Origin of the sequence: Vibrio rumoiensis (assembly GCF_002218045.2) — a bacterium.
Lineage (GTDB): Bacteria > Pseudomonadota > Gammaproteobacteria > Enterobacterales > Vibrionaceae > Vibrio > Vibrio rumoiensis.
Map to the genome: position 1 here is coordinate 585,111 of NZ_AP018685.1, position 16,007 is coordinate 601,117.

The 16,007-nt window shown below is 40.6% G+C and carries 13 protein-coding genes and 1 pseudogene; 11 read left to right on the plus strand and 3 right to left on the minus strand.

The window, feature by feature from the left end; genetic code table 11:
- Positions 1 to 13: 13 nt before the first annotated feature.
- From uvrA to VRUMOI_RS02645, 3 genes are all read right to left on the minus strand, one after another.
- Positions 14 to 2,839, minus strand: coding sequence for an excinuclease ABC subunit UvrA (gene uvrA / locus VRUMOI_RS02635; RefSeq protein WP_089139214.1), 2,826 nt, complete (start codon positions 2,837 to 2,839; stop codon positions 14 to 16).
- A 203-nt stretch (positions 2,840 to 3,042) separates the two neighbouring features.
- Positions 3,043 to 3,894, minus strand: a complete 852-nt coding sequence (galU, locus tag VRUMOI_RS02640) for a UTP--glucose-1-phosphate uridylyltransferase GalU (RefSeq protein WP_089139213.1) — start codon at positions 3,892 to 3,894, stop codon at positions 3,043 to 3,045.
- A gap of 149 nt (positions 3,895 to 4,043) precedes the next feature.
- A complete protein-coding gene (locus VRUMOI_RS02645; protein WP_089139212.1) occupies positions 4,044 to 4,694 on the minus strand; it encodes a helix-turn-helix transcriptional regulator in 651 nt (216 codons plus the stop codon).
- Positions 4,695 to 5,115: 421 nt separating this feature from the next.
- Here VRUMOI_RS02645 and VRUMOI_RS02650 point away from each other — a divergent pair, with 421 nt between their 5' ends.
- The 11 genes and pseudogenes from VRUMOI_RS02650 to VRUMOI_RS02700 all read left to right on the plus strand — a co-directional run bounded on the left by VRUMOI_RS02650 (position 5,116) and on the right by VRUMOI_RS02700 (position 15,817).
- Positions 5,116 to 5,643, plus strand: coding sequence for a single-stranded DNA-binding protein (locus VRUMOI_RS02650; RefSeq protein ID WP_089139211.1), 528 nt, complete (start codon positions 5,116 to 5,118; stop codon positions 5,641 to 5,643).
- A 194-nt stretch (positions 5,644 to 5,837) separates the two neighbouring features.
- Positions 5,838 to 7,829 carry an RNase E specificity factor CsrD gene (csrD, locus tag VRUMOI_RS02655; protein ID WP_089139210.1) on the plus strand — a complete coding sequence of 664 codons (1,992 nt, stop codon included), beginning with the start codon at positions 5,838 to 5,840 and terminating at the stop codon, positions 7,827 to 7,829.
- A 17-nt stretch (positions 7,830 to 7,846) separates the two neighbouring features.
- The gene (locus VRUMOI_RS02660) at positions 7,847 to 8,863 is read left to right on the plus strand and encodes a hypothetical protein (RefSeq protein ID WP_162598331.1); all 1,017 of its coding nucleotides are present in this window, start codon (positions 7,847 to 7,849) and stop codon (positions 8,861 to 8,863) included.
- A gap of 32 nt (positions 8,864 to 8,895) precedes the next feature.
- The gene (locus tag VRUMOI_RS02665; RefSeq protein ID WP_110410635.1) at positions 8,896 to 9,921 is read left to right on the plus strand and encodes an IS630 family transposase; all 1,026 of its coding nucleotides are present in this window, start codon (positions 8,896 to 8,898) and stop codon (positions 9,919 to 9,921) included.
- 274 nt (positions 9,922 to 10,195) lie between these two features.
- Positions 10,196 to 11,216 (plus strand): annotated as a pseudogene (locus VRUMOI_RS02670) (IS110 family RNA-guided transposase).
- A 591-nt stretch (positions 11,217 to 11,807) separates the two neighbouring features.
- Positions 11,808 to 12,320: a type II secretion system protein gene (locus tag VRUMOI_RS02675; RefSeq protein WP_110410636.1), complete on the plus strand. Its 513-nt coding sequence runs from the start codon at positions 11,808 to 11,810 to the stop codon at positions 12,318 to 12,320.
- Entirely contained in the window at positions 12,317 to 12,913 is a 597-nt protein-coding gene (locus VRUMOI_RS02680; protein WP_110410637.1) for a type IV pilus modification PilV family protein, read from the plus strand. Before VRUMOI_RS02675 ends, VRUMOI_RS02680 begins: the two co-directional genes overlap by 4 nt.
- Positions 12,913 to 13,686, plus strand: a complete 774-nt coding sequence (locus VRUMOI_RS02685) for a PulJ/GspJ family protein (protein WP_110410638.1) — start codon at positions 12,913 to 12,915, stop codon at positions 13,684 to 13,686. Before VRUMOI_RS02680 ends, VRUMOI_RS02685 begins: the two co-directional genes overlap by 1 nt.
- Before the next feature lie 11 nt (positions 13,687 to 13,697).
- On the plus strand, positions 13,698 to 14,189 hold the full coding sequence (locus tag VRUMOI_RS02690; RefSeq protein ID WP_110410639.1) for an MSHA biogenesis protein MshP: 492 nt from the start codon (positions 13,698 to 13,700) through the stop codon (positions 14,187 to 14,189).
- A 152-nt stretch (positions 14,190 to 14,341) separates the two neighbouring features.
- Entirely contained in the window at positions 14,342 to 14,716 is a 375-nt protein-coding gene (locus VRUMOI_RS02695) for a hypothetical protein (protein ID WP_110410640.1), read from the plus strand.
- A gap of 78 nt (positions 14,717 to 14,794) precedes the next feature.
- Positions 14,795 to 15,817, plus strand: a complete 1,023-nt coding sequence (locus tag VRUMOI_RS02700) for an IS110 family RNA-guided transposase (RefSeq protein ID WP_110410641.1) — start codon at positions 14,795 to 14,797, stop codon at positions 15,815 to 15,817.
- The last annotated feature ends 190 nt before the right edge of the window (positions 15,818 to 16,007 follow it).

The following is a 16,007-nucleotide window of genomic DNA, read 5'->3' on the forward strand; positions in this document are numbered from 1 at the left end:
ATTAACGACTAGGTTATTTCAGTAGCGGTTTAAGAAAGTGTGCAGTGTGCGAGCCTTTCACTTTTACCACCTCTTCTGGCGTGCCAGCGGCTATGATCTCACCACCGCCACTGCCACCTTCAGGGCCCAAGTCGACAATCCAGTCCGCTGTTTTTATCACATCTAAATTATGCTCGATCACCACCACGGTATTGCCGTGATCACGTAAGCGATGCAACACATTCAATAGTTGTTGAATGTCGTGGAAATGCAGCCCTGTTGTTGGCTCATCTAAAATGTATAACGTTTTACCGGTATCGCGTTTAGATAATTCTTTGGCTAATTTGACGCGTTGCGCTTCACCACCAGATAAGGTAGTCGCGGCTTGGCCGAGTCGAATATACGATAGACCTACATCAATCAGCGTTTTTAATTTACGAGCAATAACCGGAACAGGTTCAAAGAAGGTATGGGCATCTTCGACGGTCATTTCTAGCACTTCATCAATGCTCTTACCTTTATAGCGTACGTCTAAGGTTTCACGGTTATAACGCTTACCTTTACAGGCGTCACAAGGAACGTACACATCAGGCAGGAAGTGCATCTCGACTTTGATAACGCCATCACCTTGGCAAGCTTCACAGCGACCACCGCGAACGTTAAAACTAAAACGTCCCGGTTTGTAGCCACGAGAGCGGGATTCCTGAGTGCCTGCAAACAATTCACGAATCGGTGTAAAAATACCGGTGTAGGTGGCAGGGTTTGAACGTGGCGTTCGACCAATTGGGCTTTGGTTAATATCGATAACCTTATCAAAGTGCTCAAGGCCGTTGATTTTTTTATAAGGTGCCGCTTCTGCAGTGGTTGCTCCGTTTAAACGCGCATGAGCGATTTTAAAGAAGGTATCATTGATCAGCGTTGATTTACCCGAACCAGAAACACCAGTGACACAAGTTAATAAACCCACGGGAATTGATAAGTTCACATTTTGCAGGTTATTACCTGTCGCACCAATTAATTCAACGGTTTTCTTTTTATCGATTGGCGTACGTTTCTTTGGCACTTCAATTTGTTTTACGCCACTTAAATATTGGCCAGTAAGAGAATTCGGGTTGGCAAGAATGTCTTGCATTGTTCCTTCGGCAATCACATTACCGCCATGGACACCGGCGCCTGGGCCAATATCAATCACATGGTCGGCGGCGCGAATCGCATCTTCATCATGCTCGACAACGATAACCGTGTTGCCTAAATCACGAAGATGAATCAAGGTTTTCAGTAGACGCTCGTTGTCTCTTTGGTGTAAACCAATTGATGGCTCATCGAGTACGTACATCACTCCCACTAAACCCGCACCAATCTGACTGGCTAGGCGAATGCGTTGAGCTTCACCGCCAGAAAGCGTTTCGGCACTACGAGACAAGTTGAGATAATTTAAGCCAACATTAATCAAGAAATTTAAACGATCATTAATTTCTTTGAGAATTTTTTCTGCAATTTGCGCTCTTTGACCGGTTAACTTCAGTGATTCAAAAAATTGTAGTGCGCCATAAATGCTCATTTCGACCACTTGAGGTAATGCCGTATTTTCAATAAATACATGGCGGGCTTCGGTTTTGAGGCGCGCGCCGCCGCAGCTAGAGCAGGACTTATTTGAGATGTATTTAGCCAGCTCTTCACGTACCGAGTTTGATTCTGTTTCATGATAGCGGCGGTTAAGATTATTTAAAATCCCCTCAAAAGCGTGACGTTTTACTCGGGTATCGCCACGATCATTAACGTATTTAAATTCGATTTCTTCTTTTTTCGAACCATGCAGGACCACATCACGAATCTTTTTCGGGAGCTTATTGAATGGTTGTTGTAAATCGAAATCATAGTGCTCAGATAACGCAGTGAGCATATGAAAATAATAGAAATTCTTTTTATCCCAGCCACGAATTGCACCATTAGCTAGACTTAAATTCTCATCCTGGATGACTCGTTCTGCATCAAAGTATTGCTGTACGCCAAGACCATCACAGGTCTCACAAGCGCCAGCAGGGTTATTAAATGAAAATAAACGCGGTTCAAGTTCACGTACGCTGTAGCCGCAATGCGAGCAAGCAAAATTAGCAGAAAAGATGATGTCTTCTTGCTTGGAGTCATCCATCCAAGTGATGGTTGCGGTACCACCAGATAGCTCTAACGCGGTTTCAAATGATTCGGCTAAACGTTGTTGAATGCCATCACGCACTTTAAAGCGGTCAACCACCACTTCAATGGTGTGTTTTTTATGTAGCTCTAAAGTCGGTGGGTCAGAAAGATCGCACGTTTCACCATCAATACGTGCACGGATAAAACCTTGTGCCGCGAGGTTTTGCAGTGTTTTTACATGCTCACCTTTACGCTCTTTAATGATTGGAGCGAGTAGCATGAGTTTGCTGTTTTCTGGTAGTTCTAATACCTTATCGACCATTTGTGAAATAGTTTGTGCGGCTAATGGGGTGTTGTGATCAGGGCAGCGAGGCTCACCGACACGTGCGTATAACAAACGCAAATAATCGTATATTTCAGTAATGGTTCCCACGGTTGAGCGCGGGTTATGAGAAGTGGATTTTTGCTCGATAGAAATCGCAGGAGATAAACCTTCGATATGATCAACATCGGGTTTTTCCATTAATGATAAAAACTGGCGAGCATAAGCAGAAAGCGATTCAACATAGCGGCGCTGGCCTTCAGCATATAACGTATCAAAGGCAAGAGAAGATTTACCTGAACCGGATAACCCTGTAATGACAATGAGTTTATCACGGGGAATCGTAAGATTAATATTCTTCAGGTTATGGGTTCGGGCTCCGCGGACTTCAATTGTTTCCATGCTTCACGCTCTCATAATTGACAGAAAAGTGACCAATGCGTATTGGATAAGTAGGTAATAAGTATTACATAGCTTGTTAAAAGTGGAAATAGTTTGCTGTATAAAAAAACAGTTGTTTGAGGGTGGCGGTGGTGAGATAAAACAAAGGCCGTAACGGAAACCCCTACGGCCTTGAACTCATTCAGTTGTAAAAGTGAATAAGATTATTTTTTGGTGGTTTTTGTATCTTGATCTTTCAAGTACAAATTTTCGTAGCAGTAGTTGGTCGCTTCGATATAACCTTCAACGCTACCACAATCAAAGCGTTGACCTTTAAATTTATAAGCAAGCACACAACCTGATTTCGCTTGTTTTAGCAAAGCATCGGTAATTTGGATCTCTCCACCTTTGCCCGGTTCGGTTTGTTCAATCAACTCAAAAATATCCGGAGTCATGATGTAGCGACCAATGATTGCTAAGTTGCTTGGCTCAGTACCCGGTTCTGGCTTTTCGACCATGTCATCAACACGATAAAGATCGTCTTTGATCATTTCACCTGAAATGACACCGTATTTATGTACATCTTCTTTTGGTACTTCTTGCACAGCAACGATAGTGCAACGGAATTGTTTATACAAAGCAACCATTTGAGCGAGTACGCCTTGATCAGGGTTGACACATAAGTCATCAGCTAATACCACAGCAAAAGGTTCATCACCAACGAGTTCACGACCAGTTAAAATGGCGTGGCCTAGACCTTTCATTTCACGTTGACGAACATAAGTGAAGTTTGCGCTATCGATGATATTACGAATATCAACCAACAATTCTTCTTTGTTAGTTCCGCTAATTTGGTGCTCTAATTCATAGTTTTTATCAAAGTGATCGGTTAATGAATGCTTACCGCGACCGGTTACAATGCACATGCCTGTCATGCCTGCTTGAATCGCTTCTTCTACCCCGTATTCAATCAAAGGCTTGTTGACAATTGGCATCATTTCTTTCGGCATTGATTTCGTTGCCGGTAAAAAGCGTGTGCCGTAACCTGCTGCAGGAAATAGACATTTTTTGATCATGATGGAGACCTTGTATAAATAGAAGATATTTACATACTAAAATAGCATTTTTAGTAGAAGAAACACAAATATAGCAAATAATGCTTCATTTTTAGAATATACAAATTATCCATTTACAAAATGTGATTGGTCACCATTTAAATGAAACATTATAGATAGAGTTGAGCCCAGTTAATCGCTTGTCTACGGTTGCTAACCTTGAGTTTTTTAAAAATACGATATAGATGAGATTTAACCGTATGTTCGCTAACAAACAATGAGTCTGCGATATCTAGATTAGAGTGTTCAACTTGTAAATGGTTTAAAATGTCCAGTTCTCTGCGAGTCAGTGACAGCTTAACTTGAACCATTTGGTTATCTTGTTGATGATGGATAGCTTGCCAGTGTTGGAAGAATTTGATTAATAATGATTTCGGTAAGCAGTTTTGCCCGTTTACTATTTTTCTAACTTGTTGACTAAACTGAGAGAGTGGCGCGTTTTCATAGAAATATCCCGCCAAGTTATGCCATAAAGATAGTTGAACTAAATTAGGTGTTTGAGGAGCAAAAACTAAAGCGGTAGCTTGTGCTTTTTTGATCGTTGGGTGGTTTTGTAATTTAAATAATGTCTCTTCATTAAGACGAGCATCAATGAGCAATATATAAGGTTGTTCTATATTGATGTTATTTAATACAGAATCACAATTGAGAATATTGAACGCAAGGTGAGTTTGCCTTTGAACTTGGCTGACTAAATGCTCATCGGGAGATATCAATGTAGAGAATACATAAATTATTGTTTCTTGTATTGGACAAGTCATGGCATCAATCCTAAATGAGTATGGCTATCTTTCATTCCTTTTATTCCCCTTTTGTGAATGAGTGCTCATTTCAACTGGTTCGCCATTTGGCGGTGTTACAGGTTATTGATAAATAAGAGTCTTAACCTAACAAGTAATTATTTATTTGGGGTGAGACGTTATGAGATGTCATACTTGAGATCTAGATTATTTAAGTGGTTTTTTAAACGATTCTTTGTTTTGAGAAGAGCTTCATTGAATTCAATAAATTATGCAGAGTGCTTTGAAAATAGTCACCTAAAGCCGTGACTTTTGCTCAGCGCTATAGTGAACATAGGGGCTAATATCTTCGTTTGTTGAGTCGATATTGTTATACCTTTGGCGATATAAATCATGATATGATGAAAAGCTATTTTTGAAATGAATTAAGACGGAGCAGAACATGGCTAGCCGCGGAATAAATAAAGTAATATTAGTCGGAAATCTAGGTAACGACCCAGAGATTCGTTATCTACCAAGCGGTGGTGCGGTTGCAAACATTACCATTGCGACTTCTGAATCATGGAGAGATAAAGCAACAGGTGAACAGCGTGAAAAAACAGAGTGGCACCGTGTTGCTTTGTTTGGCAAATTAGCTGAAGTTGCTGGTGAGTATTTACGTAAAGGCTCTCAAGTTTATGTTGAAGGCCAATTACAAACTCGTAAATGGCAAGATCAAAGTGGTCAAGACCGCTACACAACAGAAGTGGTTGTTCAAGGCTTCAATGGTGTAATGCAAATGTTAGGTGGCCGCGCACAAGGCGGAAGTCAAGCACCTGCCGCGGGTGGTAATCAAGGTAATTGGGGACAACCTCAACAACCACAAGCGCAACAATCTGCGCCTCGAGCTCCTCAGCAACAAGCCCCGCAACAACAAGCTCCACAATATAATGAGCCACCAATGGATTTTGATGACGATATTCCGTTTTAGAGTTCAGCGTACTTTAGCTGCATAAAAGTGCTCGTTAGCGCATGATTTAAATAAAAAACCGCATACCTAATGCGGTTTTTTGCTATGATAACAACTACATATGAACAAATGGTTGAATAAAGAATTAATATTAGGTTCGAGTGATGATGAGGATGTGTTTCCACATCTAAAGTTTAATCATAAATGGAATTTCAATGAGACATACCCCAACATTAAAGCTAAGTACTCGATTGGTTGCTTTTGTTACCATGATCGTGGTGTGTGCAATGTTCATTTTATTTGTCGGTGGCGTATTTACCTTCAAAAAAATGGGAGGGCAATATGTTGATCAAAATCTACAACGTGTGACATCGATTATCGATCAAGAGTTAGCGACGCCACAAGATTTTGATTCTGTGCGCCGCTGGTTGCCAAAATTGTTACAAGCAAACAATGTGGCTGAACTGAAAATCACGTCTCCAGCGGGTATTATTTATTCATTTAAAAATAAGTCCTTACTCCAGGAAGAAGAGTTACTACTGTATGAAAAGCGCTACCCATTAGAGCGTAATCATGATTATTTTGCTGATTATCAAGTTGTTCCTCCTTACGCTAATAATAGTTATTCCTTTGAAGCCTTTTTTTCGCTGACGTTAGCGGTTTTACTCGTGATGTTTTGCTTGTTGAAGGGGTTGCAATGGTTAAAAGCCCAACTCTATGGTTCCGAGTTACTTGAAGAACGAGGCCGCATGATTTTAGCTGGCCAAGTTGAAGAATACGCCAAAAGTGATGAGCGAGAGTGGCCATATACCGCGAGTGAAGCATTAAGCCTGCTAATAGAAGAATTAAATGATGCCAGACAAGAGCGTAGTCGCTTTGATACTTTCATTCGTACACATACGTTTTTAGACCAACTTACAGGGGCAGCCAATCGAGTATTATTCGATAGCCGTTTAGAGTCGGCTCTACAAGAAGCGGGTGCTTATGGTGGGGTATTGGCGATTGAAATTACAGGTTGGGACGAGTTAGTTGAAACATCAGAGAAGACTGAATATGAGGCTTTTCTCGTCTCGGTTGGACAAGTGTTAATGAACTTAACTCAAAAATATCCAAATGCTGTTTTTGCTCGCTATTACAGTGGGCAGTTTACGTTATTGATTCCTCATCAGTCTGAAAAAGAAATTTCAACGCTTGCTAGTCAATGCATTAATCAACTTAAAAAGTTAGCGACACCATTAACTCTTGACGCTGAAAACTGGTGTCACATTGGTGTAACAAATTACTCACAAGAAGAGCGTAGAGGCAAGATCATCAATGAAGCGGAAACAGCAGTAAAAACAGCTCGATTAGAAGGCGCTAATAATTGGGCTAAGTTCAAGAAATACAAGCATAAACCGGTTGAATATCGCGGCGGAGTTCGCTGGAGGAATCTATTCGATCTCGCATTAAGTCCAAATAAGCTATTTATTTATGAACAGCCTTGTTATTTAATAGATAATGATAAGCCAAAAGTGATTGATCACTATGATTTATTCACCAGAATTTCAGATGAGAGGGGGGATATAATCAAGGCTTCTCGCTTCTTAACAGCAATTGAACAAGTTGGTTACGAGAGAAAACTGGATCAAACAACGCTAAAACTTGTGTTTAGTCAGCTGAAATCTGAGTGGCAAGAAAATCATTATTCAGTGAATTTATTCACTACTCCGTTTAAGAAAAAAGATTATCGACGTTGGTTGCGAGATGAATTATTACAACTTCCTAGTGAGACGAGGAAGAGGTTGAGTTTTGCATTCATTGAACGGAATTTAGTCTCCGATCTGGATGTGATGCGCCCTATGTTAAAAGTGTTATCTGGTTTAGGTTGTCGAATTATTGTTAACCAAGTGGGTAGGACCATTGTAAGTACTCACTACGTAAAAATACTTCCGATCAGCTATTTAAAATTGCATCGAAGTCTAATAAAACAAATTGATAGAAGAAGTGAAAATCAACTTTTTATTCGTAGCATACTTGGCTCTTGTATCGACAGTAGCACTAAAGTAATAGCCGTCGGGGTTGAGACTGAAAGTGAATGGTCGGTCTTATCTCATTTAGGGCTAGATGGTGGGCAAGGTCGTTACTTCTTAGAAGAAAAGCAATTGCTACCAACTATAGAAAAAACACGCTTGATTAAGCCTGGTAGAAGAAACCGTTGGCGAAAATAGAGGAAAAAATTCAACCTATGAGTATTCACTCACTGCTCCAGAAGTTTATGAACAGGAGAGCTGAGGAACCTTCACTCAGCATTGTGATGCTAACGGAAGGCATCTATCTGTCTAAGGTTAACCCTAATTCAGGTCTTGAGTCCGTTTCTTTTTATGAGTTGACGGATAATAACTGGGACTTCATTTTAAGTTCAGCACTGAAAGAGAATCAATGCCAAAATTTGAATGCCACTGTTACTTTAGGTTCTCATTTATATCAAAGCTTTCAACTTGAAAAACCAACGGTTCCGAAGGACGAGTGGCCAGTCGCATTACCGTTTTTACTTAAAGATCTTATTACAGAACGTGTCACTGATATTGTTGCTGATGGGGTTGAACTCGGTGATAGCAATAAAATACAAGCTTATGTTGTGGTTAAGCGTTTTGTTGAGCAACTAAAACAAGTTCTTGATCACCGCAACGTTAAATTACTGAAAATTTCACCTGAAGATGAAGTGTGGGCGCACGCTCGTCAGGATGTGCCTGCTTATATGCTGTTGCATCGTTCTCAAAAAAGTGACTTTAAAATTGGTGCGTTTGTTAATCAAGGGTCTATCTTCCAAAGAACGATTCGAGGTGTTGAATCACCAATAACGGGTGAGTATGCAAATTCATTACAAATAGATGCGCTAGCGTTAGAACTGCAACGCTCAATGGATTATTTGTCTTCGCAATTAAAGCAAGTACAAATCAATAAGTTGTTTCTTTGTTGTGATGACGAAAATAATGAAGAGTTACGAGAAGCGTTACAAGAGCGATTAAATGTAATGGTGGAACCGTTACTGCTTGTGGATACGCAACACCAAAGCGGTGAGGTGCTGGTTAATGAAACTTATCAGTTAGGTTTAAAGGGCGCTAATTTATATCCCCCTCACTTACAACCTAAAAAAGAAATGTTTAACTTAGATGTTGTCGCGGCCAGTTGGCTGGTGTTATTTCTCATCATGATGGCTATTTATAGTGTGTATATACCCGTGATCATTGAAGATGCTTGATTTTATCCTTGAACAGGATCATGCTACCAAACATGAAAATAGAACTTTCCAACCAAAAGAAAAAACAACTTGAACGGATGCACGATTCATCTCGTGACCGTCGAGTATGTGATCGTATCAAAGCTGTCCTGCTTGCTTCTGAAGGTTGGTCTGTTTCTATGATTTCGCAAGCATTGCGAATTCATCAAACGACGGTGACTCGTCATATCAATGACTATTTACAGTCTGAAAAATTAAAACCCGAAAATGGTGGCTCACAAAGTAAACTCAATGCCGATGAAACGATGGCATTAATTGAGCATCTTGCTGAAAATACCTATTTTCATACTCACCAGATTGTTGAGTACGTCCAGAATCAATTCCAAGTCACTTACACTGTCGCTGGAATGAATAAATGGTTACACCATAATGGCTTTTCCTATAAGCAACCTAAAGGTGTTCCACACAAACTTAATCCTGAAGCTCAAGAAGCTTTTATTCAGCATTATCAAGAGCTGAAGCAACTCAATGAACCGATTTTATTTATGGATGCAGTGCATCCAAGCCAAGCGACTAAAATCACTTACGGTTGGATCCGCAAAGGTGAAGATAAAGTAATTGAAACGACCGGTAGCCGTACACGATTAAACTTTGTCGGTGCACTGAATCTAACGGATATATCTACGACAGTGACCGAAAGTTATGAAACGATTGATAGTGAAAGTATTGCCCGTTTCTTTTGGAAACTGAAAAAAGATCATTACCCATTAGAGCAAAAGATTCATGTAATTCTCGATGGTGCCGGTTATCACCGAAGTCAGCTGGTAAAAGATTTTGCCCGGATGCTCAATATCGAACTGCATTATTTGCCCCCTTACAGTCCAAATTTGAATCCAATAGAACGACTGTGGAAGGTCATGCATGAGCATGCCAGAAATAATGTTTACTTCCCGACAAAAGCATCCTTTAAGGATGCAATAAATCGATTTTTTGATGTGACTTTGCCCAAAGTTGCAGGCTCACTGACAACTCGAATTAACGACAATTTTCAGGTTTTGAAATCTGCAACTTCAAGTTAATTGGGTATATATACAACACGCTGTGAGTTGATCCCCGATGTCGCTAATTCTCCTCAGTGATGACGTAGAAGTAACACCGTCATCCTGAAAAGCGACGTAGGAGCGTAGTTCAGGATCTCCTACAGAAATGTGAGTACTCAACGTGTGGCAGGAGATCCTGAATCACGTTCGTTCCTCACTGTTCAGGATAATGTAATGGACCCACCCTTTTATACGGCTTCGCAATGAGCCATGATGAAAGTGTCAAACTACATCAAATAAGGGCAGGTCCACTATGAAGATTACAACAGCTGGCTTGGATATAGCAAAAAATAAGTTTCATTTTTATGGTGTTAATCAAGTCGGGAAGAAAGTTAAAAAACGAGTGCTAACTCGTTCTGAAGTTCTTCCTTTCTTTAGCACATTAGAGCCAACATTGGTTGTCATTGAATCTTGTGGAAGTGCAAGCCATTGGGGAAGAAAACTCAAAGAGCTTGGTCATGAAGTAAAATTAATAGCACCACAATATGTGGTGCCTTATAGACGAAAAAATAAAAATGACTTCAATGATGCCGAAGCGATAGCGGAGGCGGCTCAACGAAGTAATATGACTTTTGTACCGATTAAGACAATAGAACAACAAGATGTTCAAATGCTACTGAGAGTACGTGACCGACATATTCAAAGTCGAACACAGCTCAGCAATCAAATCCGTGGCTTGCTCGCAGAATATGGATTAATTATCTCATCGGTGGGCAGAGCAGCCTTAAGGAAAGAATTGCCAGAGTTTTTAGAAGATGCTGAAAATGATTTAACCAGTACAAGTCGAGCCTTATTCTCTGAACTCTATGAAGAGCTCATACAGCTTGAATCTGTGATTAAAAGTATGATAAAAAGTCGAAGGCATGGTTAAATTAAATGATATCTGTCTTCGAGCCCAAACCGTTGTTGGTATAGGGCCTATCACCGCAGCGGCACTTTATGCTGCCATTGGAAATGGACATAATTTTTCAAATGGTCGCCATTTTTCAGCATGGTGCGGGTTGGTGCCTAAACAGCACTCAACTGGCGGAAAAAGCGTTTTGTTAGGGATAACGAAACGAGGTAATCCTTATTTACGCACTTTACTGAATCATGGTGCTCGAACGGTTTTAAAATATTGTGAAATGAAAGATGATAAATTGAGCCTATGGGCTCAAAGGCTTAAAAAAGAAAAGCATTACAACCAAGCCAGTATTGCAGTCGCAAATAAGTTAGCAAGAATCGTCTGGGCAGTAATCAGCAAGAATGAAAGCTATCAAGTCGATTACGTTTAAGAAGTAATAGAGTAAAACACTCACCATCAGTTGCGAAATGAGTTTGAATGGATAATAAACAGTTAAACTGAGCTACTTAAAAACTACCTGCGTCATAGGCTCTTAGAAGCCGTCGGGATGATAAAGTTAAGTAGCAGCAGATTGCATCCAGGCTATGGGATTAAAGCCCTATTAATAAGCCGAATATATGAAGGCAATAACTATTTTATTAAACGCTCAAAATCACTTGCAAACTGGGTGGGTCCATATATGACGAGCTTGAAAAAAACCGTTCCAAGAAACAAGTTCCTAGTTATTGGTCCCTAGTTCCTAGGAAAGAGCAAAAGAAAAACGTGACTCGTTCCTCGGCCGCTACGCTATTCGTATATCGAAAGAGAAAAAGCAGTTCTTAGTAGCTAGTCCCTAGTTTCTAGGAAAAACAAAAGCGCAGATCGAGCAACGAGAAACAAGTGTCCGAGACACGAGACTCGAAAAAAAACATCTAAAACTCGAATCCACTTGTCGGCACTCGAGCGAAGCGTCCTCGTACCTCGTCCCCTTTTCTAGGGACTAGGTACTAGTAAACTAGAAACCTAAAAATACAGGTGCAGCATGTCTAATCGTTATTCATCACAACGTGGGTTTACGTTAGTTGAGCTCACCATCGTTATCGTTATCTTAGCGATTCTTTCTGTGTATGCTGCGAGTCGCTTTCAAGGTGCTTCTTCTTTCTCTCCTTACGCAGCACAAACACAAGCTATTTCGGTTATTCGTCAAATTCAATTAGCACGTATGCAATCGAATATGCCGGATGGTGAAGATAACCCTCAATATCAACTGCATATTACGGGGACTTGTTTAGGTTCTCCTGCTGCCTGCTCCGGTAATGAATCATTAAGCAGTAAAGTACAAGTGGATGGGCAAGATTTAAGTTTTACCGTGACTCCCAATGTCGCTGACATCCAATTTGATTTATTAGGACGCCCATTACCATTAACACCTTCGGGAAATAGCACTACTGGTACGCAATACCAGATAACCATTAAAGCCAAAGGCAACAATGTAGAAAGCACAACCGTGTGTATTAATTCAGAAGGGTTTGTTTCGGGAGTTGAGTGCCAATGATGAATCATAAAATCAAACAGAATCGTCAAGGCGGTTTTACCCTAATTGAAAGTATTGTTGCCATGGTTGTCATGGGGATCGCCATGACCATTCTGTTTTCGGTGTTCTTCCCTCGGGTAGAAGATTCCGGGCGCCCTCAATACATTGTCCGAGCATCAGCTTTAGGTCAAAGCGTTATGAATACAGTGTTATCTCGTAGTTTTGACCAAGCGAGTGATCCAAGTGGAGGCATTATTCGTTGTGACGATACGACCATTAATTCCGATCTTGATAATGATGCACCTAAATGTATTGGTGCCACAGGACCAGATTCCGGAGAGTCGGTGGCGAATGATTTTAATGATACGGATGACTATATAGGTTGTTGGGAGCAGACCAGCGAATCGACAACTTGTGCTCCATTATCCGAATTGATTAACGACAGCTCTAAATATCCTAACTTTAAGGTTGAAGTGAATGTTGAAGACATTAACTCTCCAGAATTAACCTCAGGTCAACCGGCAGCCACTCATATTCTTAAAAAAGTCATCGTAACGGTGTCGGCGCAACGTTATGAATCATTTAGATTAGTCGCCTATCGAGGTAACTACTAATGCAACGTTCTCATCGTGGCCAACGGGGTTTTACTTTAATTGAATTAGTTATCACCATCGTTGTGGTGGGGATTATGATCCTGGGAATTGCTGGCTTTATTGAGTTAGGCACTAAAGGTTATGCCGATACCGTTGATCGCCAACAACTGCAAAACCAAGCTCGCTTTGTCGTCGAGAAACTCACCCGTGAAGTTCGACACGCGGTACCTAACAGCTTTGAGCAAACCGACCAATGTATTTCTTTCTACCCAATTGATTACGCAGGTGCGTATGCTGTTTTGCCTACGTCAGACGATACGATATTTAAATTTGTTGTGGTGAACGCTCCTCTTACAGGGACTGCGGGTAGCAGCAAACTATCTGGCAAGAAGTTGGTTGTTAACCCTAGCACTCAAGATGATCTTAATACTGAAAACAGCAATAGTATCGTGCTATCAAATGTTCAACCGAACTCCGATGACACTGGTGTTTTTGAAACCGATGTGGATTCAACAGAGTTTAACCAAGGAACCGTAACGAATTCAGTGAGTAACCGGTTATATATTTACAGTAATAAAGTGTCTTATTGCCTAGAAGGCACTCGTTTATTGCGTAATGATGTCGCCGTTGCTGATGCTCTGACTTCAGATTCCTCGTTTGCTAGTGGGGATACGAATAGTACCAACTCCGACTCTTTATCTCGTAGTGGCCTTATTCATATTAAGCTTTCCTTTAAACAGAATGATGAAACCACTGAGTATGAAAATGATATTCAAGTGTTAAATGTGCCGTAAATGAGTGAGATATGAGAATGATGAAAACGAATCCTTTATCTTACCGTAAGCAGTCGGGCAGCGTATTAATTGTGGTGATCTTTGTCGTGGTGGTCATGGGCTTACTGGCGGCGACGATGGCTCGCTTAGAGTGGTCAAACCAAGATACTCAAAGCCGTGAAATTATGGGTAACCGCGCGTGGTTTATGGCGCACTCTGCGAATGAATGGGCATTGACCTACTTGTACCCATTAAATCAGTCTGCAAGTGACCCTGCAGATATTGAAGCGAGATGCACCACACTACAAGCGAATTCGGCAGCTGCTTTAGGGGCACTATTTAGCTCTGAAAGTGAATACAGTAATTGTACGGTTAAAGTCTTGAATTGCCGTGCATACAATGTCACTGCGGATACCGATAAATACACCTATTTTAAGCTCCATGCTGAGGCCACTTGTGGTGACAGCCAAGGGTTGTTTGCGGTTGAGCGAGCCCAAGATGTGGTGGTAAAAGCCATTAAATAACGAGTTTTAAATCGCTATTTTTTTGAACTGATTGAATTTGTTCGAGCTTAGTCTGAAGTGAGTTTTACTTCTGAGTAACTTCTCAATTCTCCCTTTTTGTATGTTGTAAGCGGGAATATCCAATGAAACCTTCCTTTCTGAGTAAGACTACTATGAAAAGTATTTTACTCAACAAGTTGAATTGCCTTGTTAATTCTTTCTCTTTGATGCTGTGCTTGCTTGCATTAAGCTTAATTTCTCAAGCGAGCTGGGCTGATGAGACTTGTTCGGTGAAAGGTAATAAAGATTTTGATATTACCGTCAGCATAGACAGTTACGATCCGGCTTTGTCTTATGATGTTTATTATGAAAAAAATGGTAGCGTTGTAATATGGTCGAACCATGATTCGAGCGCGGTTATCTATGAAACATCACTGCAAGAAGGGCAAAACTATCAACTGAAGTTCTTCTATGATTCAGCCTCTTCGATGGTCACCTATTATAAGAATGAAAATGACTCAGCGGTTTGGTCTCAAGGAATAATGTAATGGACCCACCCTTTTATACGGCTTCGCAATGAGCCATGATGAAAGTGACAAACTACATCAAATAAGGGCAGGTCCACAATGAAGATTACAACAGCTGGCTTAGATATAGCAAAAAATAAGTTTCATTTTTATGGTGTTAATCAAGTTGGGAAGAAAGTTAAAAAACGAGTGCTAACTCGTTCTGAAGTCCTTCCTTTCTTTAGTACATTGGAGCCAACTCTTGTTGTCATTGAGTCTTGTGGTAGTGCTAATCATTGGGGACGAAAGCTCATAGAGCTTGGCCATGAGGTAAAATTGATAGCACCACAATATGTTGTTCCTTATAGACGAAAAAATAAGAACGATTTTAATGATGCTGAAGCGATAGCAGAGGCCGCTCAACGAAGTAACATGACTTTTGTACCGATTAAGTCAATCGAGCAACAAGATATACAAATGTTATTGCGCATTAGAGATAGGCATGTTCAAAATCGAGTTCAGCTCGGTAATCAAATCCGAGGTTTACTTGCCGAATATGGCTTAATTATTCCATCTTTGGGAAAAGCCGCGTTAAGAAAAGCATTACCCGAGTTTCTAGAAGATGCTGAAAATGAATTAACAGCTTCCAGTCGAGTCTTATTTTCAGAGTTGTATGAAGAATTACTTCAACTTGATGAAGTGATTAAAGCCTATGATAAAAAAGTAGAAGGCGTTTCAAAGTTAAATGAAACATGCAGTCGAGCTCAAACGGTTGTGGGTATTGGGCCAATCACCGCTGCAGCTCTTTATGGTGCAATAGGTGATGGGCATAATTTTGCTAATGGCCGTCATTTTTCTGCATGGTGTGGTTTAGTTCCAAAGCAGAACTCGACCGGAGGAAAGAGTGTTTTGTTAGGAATAACAAAACGTGGCAATCCTTACTTGCGAACTTTGCTTAATCACGGAGCCAGAACCGTTTTAAAAAACTGTGAAGGAAAAAACGATAGATTGAGCCTGTGGGCTCAAAAGCTCAAGAAAGAAAAACACTATAATCAGGCGTGTATTGCGGTAGCCAATAAATTGGCCAGAATAGTCTGGGCTGTCATCAGTAAAGATGAAGACTACCAAGCAAATTACATTTAAGTAGTAAAAACACAGCTATAAAAATACAGAGTTACAACACTCACCATCAGTTGCGAAATGAATTTGAACGGATAATAGACAGTTAAACTGTGCTACTTAAAAACTACTCCTGTCATTGGCTCAAAGAAGCCGTCGGAATGATAAAGTTAAGTAGAAGCAGATTGCATCCAGGCTATGGGATTAATGCCCA